This window comes from Streptomyces sp. NPDC046716, from assembly GCF_040645755.1.
Classification (GTDB): Bacteria; Actinomycetota; Actinomycetes; order Streptomycetales; family Streptomycetaceae; genus Streptomyces.
This window is the reverse complement of the sequence record NZ_JBEYYU010000025.1, coordinates 42,584-59,275: the sequence shown is the minus strand read 5'-3', so window position 1 is coordinate 59,275 and position 16,692 is coordinate 42,584. Positions and strand designations below refer to the sequence as shown.

The window sequence follows — 16,692 nt, the reverse complement described above, 5'->3', positions numbered from 1 at the left end:
ATCAAGCGCAGGCCGGACCGAAAGGTCAGGACAGGCCGCCCGCGTAGTTCGTGTACCCGTCCCAGACCTGCGAGCGGGACGAGAACGACCCCTTGCCGTCGCCCACGTTCCGCCACACGCGGCCCGACGTGTCGTACGCCAACAGGTCGTTCTTCCCGTCGAAGTCGACGTCGCCGACACCGATGACCTTGCGGTACGAGGAACCCCACTTGGTGAAGACCGTCTTGCGGTCCCTGAGGGTGCCGTCGCCCGCGCCGTCGTAGCGGAACAGCGTGCCGTCCGTGCGGCGGGCGAGGACGTCACCGACGCCGTCGCCGTTCAGGTCGCCCGCGCCCAGGATCTGGTTGTACGTCTTCCAGGCCGAGCGGATCTTCTTGCCCGTGGCCAGCTTCCCGGCGGCCGTGCCCGCGAAGACGTACAGGTCACCGGTGGACTTCTTGCGGGCGATCAGGTCGGGGCGGCCGTCGCGGTTCAGGTCACCGGCCCACGTCAGGTAGTCGTACGCCGTCCAGCCCGTGCCGAGCGAGACATGGGCGCTTTTCGTGTTCACCGCGCCGCCGCAGGAACCGTCGTAGCGGTAGAGCGTGCCGGAGGAGGTGCGCACCAGGACATCGTTGCAGCGGTCGCCGGTCAGGTCGCCGAACGGGAAGAACCGGTTGCCGGTCGGCCAGCCGGAGCTGGAGGACGAGGACATGCCCCCGCCGCCGTGGAACTCGTCGGTGTGCAGGGTGCCCTTGGAGCTGAAGCCGTACAGCTCGCCGAAGCCGTTGCCGTCGTAGTCGCGGTACGTCGTCTTCGCACCGGCGACCTCCGTGGTGCCGGACCCCACCGTGCGGTAGCCGTCCCCGGCGTCCGCGGCGAGCGACCAGCTGTAGCGGCCGCCGTCCACGACCGAGCCGTCGTCCCGCTTGCCGTCCCAGGTCAGGGTGAGGTGCGCGCCCTGGGCCTGCCCCGCGGTGACGGTGCGGGCGGTGCGCCCGGACACGTCCTTGAAGGCCAGCTTCCAGCGGGCGGCGGGGCGGCTCAGCTGGAACGCGCCGTGCCAGACGTTCTGTTCGGCCTCGCCCGTCCAGCCCAGGTTGATGAAGTCGTCGGTGGTCGACTCGATCGCCGCGACCGGGGTGCGCGGCACTCCGGCGGGCCGGATGTGGATGCGCCCGCCGGCATCGGCCCAGGCGACGGTGCCGGTGTACCGGTCGACGTCCCAGGTGATGTGGCGCTGCGTCGGCAGATCCCCGGCGGGCAGGTCCGCGAAGTCACGGGTGGCGACGGAGGTGCCCGCGCCGCCGTGGAAGTCGGTCAGGAGCAGCTTGCCCGCGCCGCCGCGGTCGTGGCGGACCAGGAAGCCGTCACCGAGCAGCGCCTCGCCGCCCGAGGGCACGGTGATGTTCTTGCCCACCGTCAGGTCCCACACCCCGGCCTTGCCGGTGGGCCCGCAGTTCCAGTAGAGCCAACGCCCGAGCGCCTGAAGCTCCTTGGGCACACAGCCCGAGCCGAGCTTCACGTCGGCGGAGGTCTTCTTCGTCTTCAGGTCGTACGCGTTGACGCTGCCGGTCGTGGTCGCGGGCTTCCACTGCTTGGTTCCCCACAGGGCGGCGGCGGAGGTGGTGCGGGTGTGGATGATCTCGTCGGCGGAGTGCTCCTCGACGTCGCCGATGTACTGCTTCTTGCGGTCGGGCGACTCCATCAGGACGTAGCGGCCGGAGACGTCGTCGATCCGGGCGTCCGTGACCCCGGGCAGACCGACCATGGCGAAGGAGCCCCGGTCGATCGGGAGGTGCACCGAGCTGCCGGTCGAGTAGGCGGTCTGGCCGTTCCCCGTGCCGTGCAGCGCCACACACTTCGAGCCGGTCGCGCAGGCCGCGTAGTTGCTGCCGATGATGTGGCTCAGCGTCCGCTCGCCCGGCTTGCCGGACGCGTCCAGGTCGTACGTGTACAGGCCGAGCTCCGAGTCCCCCTCGTTCAGGGACGCCACGGACAGCCGGCCCGCGGAGACGGACAGGCCCTCGACGTCGGCCGTCACCGGGGGCACCGCGCGGACCACGGAGGCCCCGCCGTCCGGGCCGAAGCGGCGCACCGCCCAGTCCCCGGCGCCGCTGCCGCCGACGACGAGCACGCTGCCGTCGGGGGCCGTGGCCATCCGCTCGTCCGCGTGCGCGAGCAGTTCGGTGGCGCCCCCGCCGATCGTGACGTCGTACAGCTTCTGGCCCTGCGAGTAGGTGGGCTGGGCCTCCTGGTGGACGACGAGGATGCGGTGCCCGGCGAGCGCCATCCACGCCTTGGGCGTGCTGGTGGAGCCGGTCGGACCCGGCACCGAGGTGCGGGTGACGGGGGCGTCGGCGCGGCCCCGCTCGGTGGTGAACGCGGTGAGCCCGGCGGGCCGGTAGCCGAGCACCGTGTCCTTCGACAGGGCCAGGGCGGTGGGCAGTTCGCTGCGGTCGAGCGAGGCGAAGACCTCGGTGACGGCGCCGGTGGAGTAGTCGACGGCGTAGAGGTGCGCCCCGTCGGCGGCGAGGAACCGCAGCACCGCGCCGTGCCGGTCCTGGGCGACCTGACCGGTGATGGTCAGCCCTGGCGGCAGCGCGGTCGTGACCTGGTCGGTGCCGTCCGCCGCGATCAGGTGCACCGCGGTCGTGACGCCCTTGACGGTGTCGTTCTCCACAGTCATGAGGACGGACTCGTTGTACGTGTTCGGCCAGCTCTGCCCGGTCGGCACGGTGAACGGGCGCCTGTCCCCGGTGGCGAGGTCGGTGACGGTCACCGTGCGGGAGGGGGAGGCGGCCCGGATCGCGCCGAGCCCGGCGTTGAGCGTGCCGTTGGCCACCGACCGGCCCGCGTCGGCGGCGCCGTCGGTCCACTGCACACCGCTGGTGCCCTCCTGCATGTGGAGGTACCCGCTCTCACCCGCGGTGTACAGCGCCTCGGACCGCGGCAGGAAGCGCGGCTGCGCGGCGATCACCGACTCGGCGGGCCCGTCGGCGGCGCCGGCCGGAGCCCCGGCGGGCAGCAGCAACGAACCGGCCATGGCGGCCACGGCACCGGCCGCGAGCGCACGCGCGCGTGCCGGTCTCTTCTTCACGACCCTCATCGTGGGCCCTCCCCGAAACAGGCGCGCGGCACGGCGGTGCGGCGCGTCTCCAGTGCTTCGGAGGGTGTGGGGCCCCTCGGAACGCAAGTGATTGCCCGATGCACGGGCCCACGGAGCCTAGCAGCGTGAGCACGACAAAGCGGGCCCACCTCGGAAGGTGGGCCCGCTTCGGTGCGTCAGGGCCGATCGGCGATCAGCGCCGGGCTGTGTCAGCCGTTGCGCTTCCAGCGCGGCTTGTCGTCACGGCGGCCGAAGGACGAACCCGCGCCCGAGCCGGAGCCGGCGCGGTCGTCGCGGCGGCCGTAGGGACGGTGGCCGCCCGTGGAGGGACGGTCGTCGCGGCGGTCGCGGTTGAACGGACGGTCGCTGCCCCGGTGACCGCCGGAGGGGCGGTCGTCGCGGCGGAAGCCGCCACGGTCGTTGTCACGACGCTCGAAGGAACGACCACCACGGTCGCCACCCCGGTCGAAGCCGCCACGGTCGTTGTCGCGGCGCTCGAAGGAACGGCCGCCACGGTCGCCACCGCGGTCGTTGTCACGGCGGTCGTCGCGGCGGAAGCCGCCACGGTCGCCACCGCGGTCGTCACGGCGCTCGAAGGAACGGCCGCCACGGTCGTTGTCGCGACGGAAGCCGCCACGGTCACCGCCCCGGTCGTCACGACGCTCGAAAGAACGGCCGCCACGGTCGTCGCGACGCTCGAAGGAACGGCCGCCACGGTCGTCACGGCGCTCGAAGGAACGGCCACCGCGGTCGTTGTCGCGACGGAAGCCGCCACGGTCGCCGCCCCGGTCGTCACGACGGTCACGACGCTCGAAGTTGCCCCGCTCGTCACGGCGCTGGCGCGGCTCGTACGAGTTCGAGCGCTCGGTGCGCTCCTCCTGACGCGGCACCTCGGCGGCGGCAGCGGCGACGGCCTCGGCGGCGGCCTCGGTCGCGGCGGCCACGGCCGCGGCCACGCCCTCCTCGTCCTCGCCGCGGTCACGGGCGGCGCGGGCGGTGAGGCGGTCGGCCTCCTCGCGCAGCTCGGCGGCGCGCCGGGTGGCGCGCTCCAGCTGCTTGGTGAGGGAGGAGACCTCGCGCTCGGCCTGCTGCGCCGCGTTGCCCGCGGACTCGGCCTGGACCTCGGTCATCGAACGGGCGCCGGTGATCTCGGCGACCTCCGGGTCGAAGGCCGCGCCGCCCTGGATGATGTGACGCCCGGCGTCGACGCCCGCGTCCTCCATGAGGCGGAAGATCTGGCGGCGCTGGTGCGGCAGCGACAGGGAGACGACCGTGCCGGTGCGGCCGGCACGCGCCGTGCGGCCCGCGCGGTGCAGGTAGTCCTTGTGGTCGCCGGCCGGGTCCACGTTCAGGACCAGGTCGATGCCGTCGACGTGGATGCCGCGGGCGGCGACGTCGGTGGCGACCAGCGCGTTGACGTAACCGTCCTTGAAATCGGCGAGGGTGCGGGTGCGCGCGCCCTGCGTCATGCCGCCGTGCAGCGCGTCAGCCTTCACACCGGACTCACGGAGCTGCTCGGCGATGCGGTCGGCGCCCAGCTGGGTGCGGACGAAGATGATCGTGCGGCCCTTGCGGGCGGCGATGGCCGCGGTGACCGGCGCCTTGTCCTTCGGCTTCACGATCAGGATGTGGTGCGACATGGTCGTGACGGCGCCCTGGGCGGCGTCGACCTCGTGGCTGACCGGGTCGTTCAGGTAGCGGGTGACGAGCGTCTTGATCTCGTTCTCCATGGTGGCGGAGAAGAGCATCCGCTGGCCGCCGGCCGGGACCTGGTCGAGCAGCTCGGTGACCTCGGGCAGGAAGCCCAGGTCGGACATCTGGTCGGCCTCGTCGAGGACGGCGACCTCGACGTTGCTGAGGTCGGCGGCGCCGCGGTTGATGAGGTCGCGCAGGCGGCCCGGGGTGGCGACGAGGATGTCGACGCCGCGCTCCAGGGCGTAGATCTGGTTGCCCATCGAGGTACCGCCGCAGACGACCTTCATCTTCAGGCCGACCTGGTCGCCGTAGGGCTGCAGGGCGTCCGCGACCTGCATCGCGAGCTCACGGGTCGGGGTGAGGATGACGGCGCGCGGCTTGTGCTTCTCGCTGCGGCCGCCGGCCAGACGCGACAGCGTCGGCAGACCGAAGGAGAGGGTCTTGCCGGAGCCGGTGCGGCCACGGCCGAGGATGTCCTTGCCGGCCAGGGCGTCCGGGATGGTCGCGGCCTGGATCGGGAAGGGGGTGGTCACACCGTTCTGCGCGAGCTTGCGCACGACGCCCTCGGGCAGACCGAGGTCCGCGAAGGTGATGGTGGGCTCGTCGCTCTCGACGGCCTCGTCGGCGGCGTCGGCCTCATCGGCGGCGTCGGTGATGGTGTCGGTGGTGACCGCGGTGTCCAGGGTCTCGACGGTCTCGGCAGCCTCTACGGACTGCTCGGCCTCGGCCTGCTCGGACACGGTGTTTTCAGTGGAAATGGACATGCGAAATGCGAAACCTTCCGGAGTCTCGGCACGCGCCCGTCAACTCCGTGTAATTGCGCTTTCGCAAGTCGACCGCCTCAATGCGGTCCAGCCACGGCAAGGGAGAGTACGCGCCACGCGGCGCTCTCTTGACGGCGCCGGGCAAATGGGATCAAACGATCTACCACCATACGCACCCCCCACCCCCCAAGGCAAACCGCCTCCCTGAGAGCCCGGTCACAGACCCCCCCTGGCGCACCTATGCGGGGTCCCCCGCCTGGGGCGCGGGCACCCCGTCCGCCGAGGGGCCGGACTGCTCGTGGGCGGACGACGACGGCTCGGCGGTGGTGGGCGACGGGGTCGGCGAAGGCGTCGGCGGCTCCTCGGTGGGCTGCGGCGAGGACGGCGTATCGCGCGGCGACGAGGGCCTGGCCGACGTCGAGGCGCGTGCGGACGTCGCGGTCCCCCGGCTCGGCGGCGCGGTCGCCGGTCCCGACCCGGTCGCCGAGGGCGTCGGGGTGGCGGCGCCCGACGCCTCGTCCGCCGGCGGGGCGGAGGAGTCACCGGCCTGCGTGTCCACCCCGCCCGCGCCGTCGGAGACCACCGTCCCGCCGTCCGGCGCGGTGCCCGCGCTCCGCGGCGAGGAGGACGGCGACGGCGTCGCGGGGCGGCCGTCGTCGGCGACGCTCATGCACCCGGCGGCCGCGGCGACGGCGACCGTGGTCACGGCGAGCCGGCCGACCGACCGGAGCAGGAAGCGGGGGTCGCGGACATCGCGAGGGTCGCGGGAACCACGGGTGACGGACAGCTGGCGCACGGGCGGGCACCTCCGGTGAATCCGGCAGGAGACGAGGTCACCGTCCCCAACTGGCGGGCCCCTCGGGAGGACACGCACGGGCACACGGACGGGACACGGCCGTCACCGGCACCGCACAAACCCCGCACAAAGAACGCCCGTCAGCCGTAACCCAGGGCGTGCAACCGCGCGTCGTCGATCCCGAAGTGGTGCGCGATCTCGTGCACCACGGTGATCTCCGTCTCCGCGACCACGTCCTCCCGCGACGCGCACATGCGCAGCGTCGGACCCCGGTAGACCGTGATCCGGTCCGGGAGCACGCCGGCGTACCACTCGCCCCGGTCGGTCAGGGGAGTGCCCTCGTAGAGCCCGAGCAGTTCGGGATCGTCCGCGGGCGGCTCGTCCTCCACGAACACCGCGACGTTGTCCATCAGCCGCGTCAACTCGGGCGGAATCCGGTCGAGCGCTTCGGCCACCAGTTCCTCGAACTCCTCGCGCGTCATCTCCAGCACCCGTCCATTGTCCGGTACAACCCGCATATCGACCCGTCCACTTGGGCATACGGGAGCAATGGCCCGCTCGCCCTCAGCAGCGACCCGTCGAGCCCTCCGCCGGATCCGGGGGCTCCACCGCCCCGGGCCCGCACGCCTCACCCTGGAACTGGTCCATCAGCCCCACCCGTACGCGCGCGCCCTCGGCCTCGTCGCGGTGGTGCTGCTCGGCGCCTGGCTCGGCCTGCTGATCGTCGGCAGCGTGCGGGCCCCGGTGGGCCCCATGGACACCAAGATGACCCTGCGCCCCTCCCTCACCGGCGGCACCAAGATCAACGTGTCGCCGCTCGGCGCCCTGGAACTCGACTCGCACACCGCCCCCATCCGCCTCGACGTGGACGTGGACCAGCTCGACCCGGCCCGCTCCCAGGAACTGGTCGACCACCCCGAGCGCTTCTCGGGGCTCCAGGACGAGGTGGCCCGCGACGTGGAGCACGGCACCGCCGATCTGGCGATCCGCTCCTGCGTGGCGGTGGTCTCCGGCGCGACGGCGCTCGGCCTCGCGGTCTACCGCCGCCCGCGCCGCGCCCTGGCCGCCGGCGGACTCGCCCTCGCCCTCCTCGCGGCGTCGGGCGCGACCGCGTACGCCACCTGGAACCCGAAGTCGGTCCTGGAGCCGAAGTTCTCCGGACTGCTCTCCTCGGCACCCTCCGTCGTCGGCAACGCGCGCTCGATCGTCACCGAGTTCGACGTCTACCAGCAGGAGTTGGCCCGGCTGGTCACCAACGTCACCCAGCTCTACGACGTGACGTCCACGCTGCCCACGTACCAGCCGGACCCCTCGACCATCCGGGTCCTGCACGTCTCGGACATCCATCTCAACCCGGCGTCCTGGAAGATCATCGCCTCGCTCGTGCGGCAGTACCGGATCTCGGTGATCGTCGACACCGGCGACACGATGGACCACGGCTCGGCCGCCGAGAACGCCTTCCTCGACCCCGTCAAGGACCTGGGCGCGCCCTACGTCTGGATCCGCGGCAACCACGACTCGAAGACCTCGACGCAGAAGTACCTCTCCTCGCGCACCCGCTTCCCGAACGTCCACGTCCTCGACGACGGCCGCGCGGTCACGGTCGCCGGGCTGCGCTTCGCCGGCACCGGCGACCCGCAGTACACGCCGGACCGCTCGACCGTCGCCCAGGGCGATCCGGCCGAACGGATGGCGGGACTGCGGCTCGCCTCGGCCATCCGCGACCAGGAGGCGGCGGGCACCCCGGTCGACGTCGCCCTCGCGCACGAGCCGGCCGCCGCGAAGGAGGTCGACGGCACCGTCCCGCTGGTCCTCGCGGGCCACATCCACCGCGAGCAGATGGACGTCCTCCCGCTCGGCACCCGGCTGCGGGTCGAGGGCTCGACCGGCGGCAGCGGACTGCGCGCCGTCGACAACGCGAACGGCCACCCCGATCCGGTCGAGGCGTCGGTGCTCTACATGGACCGCGCCACCAAGCGTCTCCAGGCCTGGGACGAGATCCGGCTGGGCGGTCTGGGTCTGACGAAGGCCGAGGTCAGCCGCCATCTGCCCAAGGAGAACCAGCCCGGCGCCACGCCCTCGCCGAGCGCGCCGAGCGGGTCCCCGTAAACCGTTTTGGCGATAGCTCCCCGCATCCCATATGCTTCTCACGTCCCCGACGCGCTGCGAAGCGCGCAGGCGGGCCGATAGCCCTCATCGTCTAGCGGCCTAGGACGCCGCCCTTTCAAGGCGGTAGCACGGGTTCGAATCCCGTTGGGGGCACGCAAAACCGTGTGCGACACTGTTGCACGCAACAGCTGGGTCCTGTGGAGCAGTTTGGAGTGCTCGCCACCCTGTCAAGGTGGAGGCCGCGGGTTCAAATCCCGTCAGGACCGCTGCAGTTCCTCGGAACTGCGTGGCTGGGTAGCTCAGTTGGTACGAGCGATCGCCTGAAAAGCGATAGGTCGCCGGTTCGATCCCGGCCCCAGCCACTTCATCGAAGGCCCCGTCTCCGGACGGGGCCTTCGGCGTTCCTCCGTCAGGTGTTCACACCGCCGCCGCGTGCAGCGGCTGGGTGCCCCGGCCGCCCGGGTGCCGGTGCCGCCAGAACCAGAACAGGCCCGACGAGAGCACCGCCCAGCCGGCCAGCACCAGGAACGGGAACGCGTGCTGGTGGCCCTGGAAGTAGACCGCCGTGTGCTGCGCGTTCACGGACGCGCCCGGCGGCAGCCACTGGCCGAGCCGGCCGAGGGCCGTCGGCAGCAGCGGGGGCGCCACCGCGCCGCCCGACGCCGGGTTGCCGACCAGGACCAGCAGGCCCCAGGTCGGGATCATCGCCCAGCGGTGGAAGAACGTGTTGAACATCGTGAAGACCATCCCGCACGTGAACATCGTCAGCGAGAGGATCAGCCACGACTCCACGAACGGCAGATCGAGCGCGCCGAGCCCCCAGTCGACGACCGCCGCCACCGCGAACCCGCCGAGCAGCGCGTACGCGATCGTGGCCACGATCCGCTCCGCCGGGTTCAGGCCGCGCGCGTGGACGCTCAGCTGGATCGCCCCGACGAAGCCGATGATCACGGCCGCCAGCGAGATGTAGAAGATCGCCAGGCCGCGCGGATCGCCGCTCTGCAGCGGGTTCAGGTCCTTCACCGTCACCGGGATCCCGGTCTCCTTGCTGACCTGCGGCGCCGACTCCGTGAAGACCTGGGCGACCGAGACCCCGGACGCGCCGGAGACCTCCAGATCGACCCGGGCGCCGTCGTCCCGCACGTCCAGGACCGCGTAGATCCGCTGCTCGTCGATGGCGTCGCGGGCCGCCTCCCGGGTGGCGTAGTGCTTGAGGTCGAGCTGGGCGTCCAGCGCCTTCTCCATCGCCCCGACGAACGCGCTGCGCCGCGCCGCGTCCCGCTCGCCGGTGACGCCGGTGGGGATGTGGTGCGGGGTCGGGTTCGCCATGGAGTACGTGTAGGAGGCGGCGAACAGGGCCGCCGCCGCGGCCAGGATGAGCGTCAGGACGACCGCGGGCAGGAACGGCGACTTCTTGAAGCCCGCCCAGCGGTCCGCCCGGGTCGGCGGGCGGCCGTGCGCACCGTGCGCGGGGTGGCTCGCGGGCTCGCCGGGCTCACCGGGCTCGCCGTGCGGCGGATGGGGGCGCGGTTGTTCCTCGTCGGGCAGCGGCGACATACCTGCACGCTAATTCAGTCATAAGCCGCATACATCCCGAGAGCGGTGCGCGGCGCCGACCCAGCCAAAACCGTTCGCCACGGATTTCCCCGAGGTGAGATCCTGGAGCACGTATGTCTACGCAGCCTGCTCCCGCCGCCGATCAGTTCGCCGCCCTCGCACGGCGGCTCTCCGAGCTGTCCCTCCGCGACGCGCACCGGCTCGGGCGCAGGCTCGAGGGTGCCCGCAAGATCCGCAAGCCCGAGGCCCGCGCCGCCGTCCTCGCCGAGATCGACGCCGAGGCCGAGAAGGCCGGGGTCCGCACGGCCGTACGCCGCGAGCGCCGCGAGGCCCTCGACGTCACGTACCCCGAGCAGCTTCCGGTCAGCCAGAAGAAGGACGAGATCGCCGACGCGATCCGCGACCACCAGGTCGTGATCGTGGCCGGTGAGACCGGCTCCGGCAAGACCACGCAGATCCCCAAGATCTGCCTGGAGCTCGGCCGGGGCGTGCGCGGCATGATCGGGCACACCCAGCCCCGCCGGATCGCGGCCCGCACGGTCGCCGAGCGCGTCGCCGACGAGCTGCACACACCGCTGGGCGAGGCGGTCGGCTGGAAGGTCCGCTTCACGGACCAGGTCGACCAGGACGGCACGTTCGTCAAGCTGATGACGGACGGCATCCTGCTGGCCGAGATCCAGACCGACCGCGAGCTGCGCGCCTACGACACGATCATCATCGACGAGGCCCACGAGCGGTCGCTCAACATCGACTTCCTGCTGGGCTATCTGGCGCAGCTGCTGCCGAAGCGCCCGGACCTGAAGGTCGTCATCACCTCGGCGACGATCGATCCCGAGCGCTTCTCGCGCCACTTCGGCGAGGCCCCGATCGTCGAGGTCAGCGGCCGCACGTATCCGGTCGAGGTGCGCTATCGCCCGCTCCTCGAAGAGGATTCGGACGACTCCGACCGCGACCAGATCACCGCGATCACGGACGCGTGCGAGGAGCTGATGGCCGAGAGCGCCGACGGCGACATCCTCGTCTTCCTCTCGGGCGAGCGCGAGATCCGCGACACGGCGGACGCGCTGGAGAAGAAGAAGTACCGATTCACCGAGGTACTCCCCCTGTACGCGCGCCTTTCGCACGCCGAGCAGCACCGGGTCTTCCAGCGGCACACGGGCAGACGCATCGTGCTCGCGACGAACGTCGCGGAGACCTCGCTGACCGTCCCCGGCATCAAGTACGTCATCGACCCGGGCACCGCCCGCATCTCGCGGTACAGCCACCGTACGAAGGTGCAGCGGCTGCCCATCGAGCCGGTCAGCCAGGCCAGCGCCAACCAGCGCAAGGGCCGCTGCGGCCGTACGAGCGACGGCATCTGCATCCGCCTGTACAGCGAGGACGACTTCCTCGCGCGCCCGGAGTTCACGGACGCCGAGATCCTGCGCACGAACCTGGCCTCCGTCATCCTCCAGATGACCGCGGCCGGCCTCGGCGACATCGAGAAGTTCCCCTTCATCGACCCGCCGGACCACCGCAACATCCGCGACGGCGTGCAGCTCCTCCAGGAGCTGGGCGCGCTCGACCCCGCCGAGAAGGACCACCGCAAGCGCCTCACGCAGCAGGGCCGCAAGCTCTCCCAGCTGCCCGTCGACCCGCGCCTGGCCCGGATGGTCCTGGAGGCGGACAAGAACGGCTGTGCGCGCGAGGTCATGGTGATCGCGGCCGCGCTCTCCATCCAGGACCCGCGCGAGCGCCCCTCCGACAAGCAGGCGCAGGCCGACCAGCAGCACGCCCGCTTCAAGGACGAGACCAGCGACTTCCTGGCGTTCCTGAACATGTGGCGCTACGTGCGCGAGCAGCAGAAGGAACTGGGCTCCTCGGCGTTCCGCCGCATGTGCAAACGCGAGTTCCTGAACTTCCTGCGCATCCGCGAGTGGCAGGACATCTACACGCAGCTGCGCACGGTCGCCAAGCAGATGGGCATCCACCTCAACGAGGACGACGCCCCCGGCGACTCCATCCACCTCTCCCTCCTGTCCGGTCTGCTCTCGCACATCGGCATGAAGGACGTGAAGGAGTCCAAGGAGTCGCAGGCCAAGGACCCCAAGCAGGCGGGCCGCGACCGCGGGCGGAACGAGTACATCGGCGCGCGCAACGCGAAGTTCGCGATCTTCCCGGGCTCGGCCCTCTTCAAGAAGCCGCCGCGGTTCGTGATGTCGGCCGAGCTGGTCGAGACGTCCCGGCTCTGGGCGCGGGTCAACGCGCGGATCGAGCCCGAATGGGTCGAGCCGCTCGCCGAGCACCTGCTCAAGCGCACGTACAGCGAGCCGCACTGGGAGAAGGACCAGGCCGCCGTGATGGCGTACGAGAAGGTGACGCTGTACGGCGTCCCGCTCGTCGCCCAGCGGAAGATCAACTACGGCCGGATCGACCCCGAGGTCTCCCGCGAACTGTTCATCCGCAACGCCCTGGTGGAGGGCGACTGGCGGACGCACCACAAGTTCTACGCCGACAACCGCAAGCTCCTCACCGAGGTCGAGGAGCTGGAGCACCGGGCGCGGCGGCGCGACATCGTGGTCGACGACGACACCCTGTTCGACTTCTACGAGCAGCGGGTCCCCGAGCACGTCGTCTCGGGCGCCCACTTCGACTCGTGGTGGAAGCACAAGCAGAAGGAGGAGCCCGAGCTCCTCGACTTCGAGCGCTCCATGCTCATCCGCGAGTCCGCGGAGGCGGTCACCAAGGCCGACTATCCGGACAGCTGGCGGCAGGGCGCGCTCAAGTTCCGGGTGACGTACCAGTTCGAGCCGGGCGCGGACGCCGACGGTGTCACCGTCCACATCCCGCTCCAGGTGCTCAACCAGGTGACGGACGAGGGCTTCGACTGGCAGATCCCGGGCCTGCGCGAGGACGTGGTCGTGGAGCTGATCCGCTCCCTGCCCAAGCCGATCCGCCGCAACTACGTGCCCGCGCCGAACTACGCGAAGGCGTTCCTGGAGCGCGCCGTACCGCTCCAGGAGCCGCTGCCGGCCACGCTCGCGCGCGAGTTGCAGCGGATGGTCGGCGTGCCGGTGCAGGCCGGTGACTTCGACCTCACCCGCGTACCGGACCACCTGAAGATCACGTTCCGGATCGTCGACGAGCGGCGTCGCAATCTCGCCGAGGACAAGGACCTGGAGGCGCTGAAGCTCCAGCTGCGCCCGAAGGCCCGCCAGGCCATCTCCAAGGCCGCGGCCGCCACCGCCGAGCGCGCGGGCGGCCCGTCGGTCGAGCAGAAGGGCCTGACGGACTGGACGATCGGCACCCTGTCGAAGGTCTTCGAGACCCGCCGGGCGGGCCAGCCGGTGAAGGCGTACCCGGCACTGGTCGACGACGGGGACACCGTGTCCGTGCGGCTCTTCGACAGCGAGGCCGAGCAGGCGCAGGCGATGTGGAAGGGCACCCGCCGGCTCATCCTGCGCAGCATCCCGGTGAACCCGGCGAAGTTCGCCTCGGACAAGCTGAACAACGCGGCGAAGCTGGCCCTGTCGGCGAACCCGCACGGCTCGGTCCAGGCCCTCTTCGAGGACTGCGCGTCGGCCGCCGCGGACAAGCTCATCGCGGACTTCGGCGGCCCGGCCTGGGACGAGGCGTCGTACCGGGCGCTCTACGAGCAGGTGCGCGCGGAGATCGTCGACACGACCGTGCACACCGTCGACCAGGTGCGGCAGGTGCTCGCCGCCTGGCAGGCCTGCGAGCGCCGGCTGAAGTCCATGCGGAGCCCGACGCTGCTGGCCAACCTCCAGGACGTGCGCGCCCAGCTGGACGCCCTGGTGAAGCCCGGCTTCGTCACGGCCACCGGGACGCGCCGCCTCGGCGACCTGATGCGCTATCTGGTCGCGGCCGACCGGCGCCTTCAGCAGATGCCGACGGGCGCCCAGCGGGACACCTCCCGCATGGAGAAGGTCCACGAGATGCAGGACGAGTACGCGTGGCTGCTGGAGCAGCTGCCGCAGGGCCGGCCGGTGCCGCGGGCTGTCCTGGACATCCGCTGGATGATCGAGGAGCTGCGGGTCAGCTATTTCGCGCACGCCCTGGGCACCGCGTACCCGGTCTCGGACAAGCGGATCGTGAAGGCGATCGACGCCCAAGTGCCGTGACGGAGCAGGCACGCTGGGTGAGTTCGACCGGCGGGCCTGCACTGCTGTAGAGTCCTGTCTCGCAGCGCAACGGAGAAACAAAGCGCCGCAAAGCCTGGTCCTGTGGAGCAGTTTGGAGTGCTCGCCACCCTGTCAAGGTGGAGGCCGCGGGTTCAAATCCCGTCAGGACCGCAGTGGAGAAGCCCCGCACCGATGGTGCGGGGCTTCTCGCGTTCCCGGGGCCGCCCTTGACGCCGCCCCGGCCGCCCGGTAGGCCGGAACGACAACCCGGCCCGAGGCCAGGAGGCGATCCCCGTGGCGGCAGCGAGACACGAAGCCCGGCATGAGACGCGCGCCCTGCTGCGCGCCCACCTCTCCGCCGCGTCCGGCCACCGCCACCTCACCCGCCACTGCCCGGTCTGCAACCGCCTCCTGCGGCTCGCCATGGCCCCGACGGCGGACCCGGCGGGACCTCCGGCCGTGGACACCGCCACAGGGGCCCTGGAGGGCCGCGAGAGCGCCCCGGAGGGCGGTGGGGACGAAAGTCCCCCGAAGGCATGACCAAAGCCGACCCACGGGCCCCTCAACTGGTGGGACTCTGAAGAGAGTCGGGAGGGCGCGGGGGTGACACGGAAGCGCCGGCGCCTCCTCTAGCGCACCTGTGTCATCCTCAACAAGCTGCAGGTCGTGTGACGGGTGTCACCGAACTAGTTTTGGAAACACCGTTTCTTACACCCCTCCTACAACTCCTCAATTTAATATGTGCAATTGCACCACCTTCACAGGCGTCCGCCAGGGACCGATCAAGGTCCGACAAGAGCACGCACAGATCCCCGCCGCAGAGGGGCCCACGCGCACAAAAAAGATCGCGCTGGACCCGGCGGAGTCCAGCGCGATCGACGACGCGCCCGTGCCGCTGTGGAGATGACGCTTCAGCGGGCTCTTCGGAAGAAGGGGGTCTGTTGGGGCAGACCCGCGTCAAGTGGAGCTATGGGGTGGGCGCGGTACGGGTTGGGGGGCCCGAAACGCCCGATAATGCAGCGATATGCGGTGCCTCAGGCCTCGCTGCGCTGCTGGGGGATGCCCGCCAGCAGTGCGCGGACCTCGGCCTCGCGGTAGCGGCGGTGTCCGCCGAGCGTGCGGATCGACGTGAGCTTGCCAGCCTTCGCCCAGCGCGTGACCGTCTTCGGGTCGACGCGGAACATCGTGGCGACCTCAGCCGGGGTCAGCAGCGGCTCGGCATCAGGGGTGCGAGCGGTCATGAGCGGCCTCCTCGGGAGAACCGAACCTTCTCGGTTCTTTCCTTTAAATTCTGCACCTTGACCCGCGTTGCCCGATATGGCGGACACGGGTCGAGTCGGTTATAGGACGAACGGCTTGTCCTCGGCACTACAACTACACCATCCGTCCAGCCGCGTCGGCCAAACCGATGGAATTGCCCTCCCAGGTGTTCATCAGCGACGGAAGCCGATGGACCATGCCATAGCGGACAGTCACGCCACAGTGACGATCAGTCACAGAGCGATCAGGAGTCATCAGACCCCCCACAGACAGTGCAATGCTGAGCAATCCGTCCATGGTTGGACTTAGATGGACGGATGGAGCCCTCCCCGGACTCCTTGTCCTATTTTGGCACGAGGAGGGGTGATGGACGCAAGGGCCCAGTAAGTGCGGTCCGTCACGCTTGGGCTATAAGCCCGGATCGGGACGTAGGTCCTAAGACCGCCGCACAGGACGTCAGTTGGCGTACTGCCGGTCCCGCACCGCGCGCCAGCGCTCCACCAGCCGCGTGTACGCCTCGCCCGCCCCGTCGCCGTCACCCGAGCGCAGCGCCGCGATGCCCTCGGCCACGTCCGCCGCCGAGTGGTCCTCGTCCAGCAGCCCGGCCGGCAGCGCGTGCACCAGTCCGCCGTAGTCCAGTTCGACGTACGAGCGCGGGTGGAACTCCTCCAGCCAGCGCCCCACATCTACCAGGCCGTCGATGAGCGGCCCCTCGTCGATCGCGTCCCGCAGCGCCCGGAGCCCGCGCGCCACCCGCCGCCGGGCCTGCACCATCGGGGTCCGGTAGCGCAGGTACGGGGCGTCCGCGCCGCTCTTCGGCTCGTACTCCCGCTCCTCGTCGGCGACGAGCACGAACCAGTTCAGCGGCACCTGCCAGATCGACGTCCGGATCCAGGGCCGGGCGTCGGGGTTGCGCTCCAGCCAGCGTTCGTAGTCGGCCGCCGCCTGCCGGCGCACCACCGGCGGCAGCACCGCGTCAAGCACCGGGGTGGGCAGCTGCTCCGGCAGCTCGCCCAGCGCCTGCCAGCCGCGCAGCCGGGTCCGCCACGGGCACACGCACAGCACTCCGTCGACCTCGATCACGAACGCGTCGTCGCTCTCGTGCACCGGCACCGCGACCGGCGGCGTGGGCACCAAGTCGGCCAGCGAACGACGGAGTTCGTCCTGGTAGGACGGGCGGCGCTCCCGGCGCGCGTAGCGCTCCCAGTGGCCGCGCTCCGGCTGCGGGAAGGCCGCGAGCGGTTCATAGACGCGCAGATACGCCGCGTACGGGACGGTCACCGACGACACCTTGGGCACGGC

At 71.1% G+C, this 16,692-nt stretch carries 10 protein-coding genes and 4 tRNA genes; 7 read left to right on the top strand and 7 right to left on the bottom strand.

What is annotated here, in order from left to right; translation table 11 throughout:
* Positions 1-25: 25 nt before the first annotated feature.
* The 4 genes from ABZ930_RS20120 to ABZ930_RS20105 form a co-directional block, all read right to left on the bottom strand.
* A complete protein-coding gene (locus ABZ930_RS20120) occupies positions 26-3,079 on the bottom strand; it encodes an FG-GAP-like repeat-containing protein (protein ID WP_361549489.1) in 3,054 nt (1,017 codons plus the stop codon).
* Positions 3,080-3,297: 218 nt separating this feature from the next.
* Positions 3,298-5,547 carry a DEAD/DEAH box helicase gene (locus ABZ930_RS20115; protein ID WP_361549487.1) on the bottom strand — a complete coding sequence of 750 codons (2,250 nt, stop codon included), beginning with the start codon at positions 5,545-5,547 and terminating at the stop codon, positions 3,298-3,300.
* A gap of 238 nt (positions 5,548-5,785) precedes the next feature.
* On the bottom strand, positions 5,786-6,343 hold the full coding sequence (locus ABZ930_RS20110; RefSeq protein WP_361549485.1) for a hypothetical protein: 558 nt from the start codon (positions 6,341-6,343) through the stop codon (positions 5,786-5,788).
* A 140-nt stretch (positions 6,344-6,483) separates the two neighbouring features.
* A complete protein-coding gene (locus ABZ930_RS20105) occupies positions 6,484-6,834 on the bottom strand; it encodes a metallopeptidase family protein (RefSeq protein WP_181512717.1) in 351 nt (116 codons plus the stop codon).
* A gap of 58 nt (positions 6,835-6,892) precedes the next feature.
* Here ABZ930_RS20105 and ABZ930_RS20100 point away from each other — a divergent pair, with 58 nt between their 5' ends.
* From ABZ930_RS20100 to ABZ930_RS20085, 4 genes are all read left to right on the top strand, one after another.
* Positions 6,893-8,452, top strand: a complete 1,560-nt coding sequence (locus ABZ930_RS20100) for a metallophosphoesterase (RefSeq protein ID WP_361549482.1) — start codon at positions 6,893-6,895, stop codon at positions 8,450-8,452.
* A gap of 80 nt (positions 8,453-8,532) precedes the next feature.
* Positions 8,533-8,605, top strand: a tRNA-Glu gene (locus tag ABZ930_RS20095).
* Between the two features lie 38 nt (positions 8,606-8,643).
* A tRNA-Asp gene (locus tag ABZ930_RS20090) sits at positions 8,644-8,718 on the top strand.
* A gap of 22 nt (positions 8,719-8,740) precedes the next feature.
* Positions 8,741-8,814: transfer RNA gene (locus ABZ930_RS20085), tRNA-Phe, on the top strand.
* 55 nt (positions 8,815-8,869) lie between these two features.
* On the opposite strand, the gene ABZ930_RS20080 is transcribed toward ABZ930_RS20085, so the two are convergent.
* Positions 8,870-10,009, bottom strand: a complete 1,140-nt coding sequence (locus tag ABZ930_RS20080) for an ABC transporter permease (RefSeq protein ID WP_361549480.1) — start codon at positions 10,007-10,009, stop codon at positions 8,870-8,872.
* Between the two features lie 113 nt (positions 10,010-10,122).
* Here ABZ930_RS20080 and hrpA point away from each other — a divergent pair, with 113 nt between their 5' ends.
* The 3 genes from hrpA (at position 10,123) to ABZ930_RS20065 (ending at position 14,670) form a co-directional block, all read left to right on the top strand.
* Positions 10,123-14,130, top strand: coding sequence for an ATP-dependent RNA helicase HrpA (gene hrpA, locus ABZ930_RS20075; protein ID WP_361549478.1), 4,008 nt, complete (start codon positions 10,123-10,125; stop codon positions 14,128-14,130).
* A gap of 96 nt (positions 14,131-14,226) precedes the next feature.
* Positions 14,227-14,301, top strand: a tRNA-Asp gene (locus ABZ930_RS20070).
* 123 nt (positions 14,302-14,424) lie between these two features.
* Positions 14,425-14,670 (top strand): DUF6274 family protein, encoded by a 246-nt coding sequence (locus ABZ930_RS20065; protein ID WP_361549476.1) that lies wholly within the window; start codon positions 14,425-14,427, stop codon positions 14,668-14,670.
* 494 nt (positions 14,671-15,164) lie between these two features.
* On the opposite strand, the gene bldC is transcribed toward ABZ930_RS20065, so the two are convergent.
* Both bldC and ABZ930_RS20055 read right to left on the bottom strand, forming a co-directional pair.
* A complete protein-coding gene (gene bldC / locus ABZ930_RS20060; protein ID WP_003949541.1) occupies positions 15,165-15,371 on the bottom strand; it encodes a developmental transcriptional regulator BldC in 207 nt (68 codons plus the stop codon).
* A gap of 475 nt (positions 15,372-15,846) precedes the next feature.
* A complete protein-coding gene (locus ABZ930_RS20055; protein WP_361549474.1) occupies positions 15,847-16,689 on the bottom strand; it encodes a hypothetical protein in 843 nt (280 codons plus the stop codon).
* Positions 16,690-16,692 lie beyond the last annotated feature (3 nt).

Excerpts from the sequence above, each read along its gene's own strand:
- hrpA (WP_361549478.1), top strand. The coding sequence starts at position 10,123 with ATGTCTACGCAGCCTGCTCCCGCCGCCGATCAGTTCGCCGCCCTCGCA.
- ABZ930_RS20100 (WP_361549482.1), top strand. The coding sequence starts at position 6,893 with ATGGCCCGCTCGCCCTCAGCAGCGACCCGTCGAGCCCTCCGCCGGATC.
- ABZ930_RS20080 (WP_361549480.1), bottom strand. The coding sequence starts at position 10,009 with ATGTCGCCGCTGCCCGACGAGGAACAACCGCGCCCCCATCCGCCGCAC.
- ABZ930_RS20115 (WP_361549487.1), bottom strand. The coding sequence starts at position 5,547 with ATGTCCATTTCCACTGAAAACACCGTGTCCGAGCAGGCCGAGGCCGAG.
- bldC (WP_003949541.1), bottom strand. The coding sequence starts at position 15,371 with ATGACCGCTCGCACCCCTGATGCCGAGCCGCTGCTGACCCCGGCTGAG.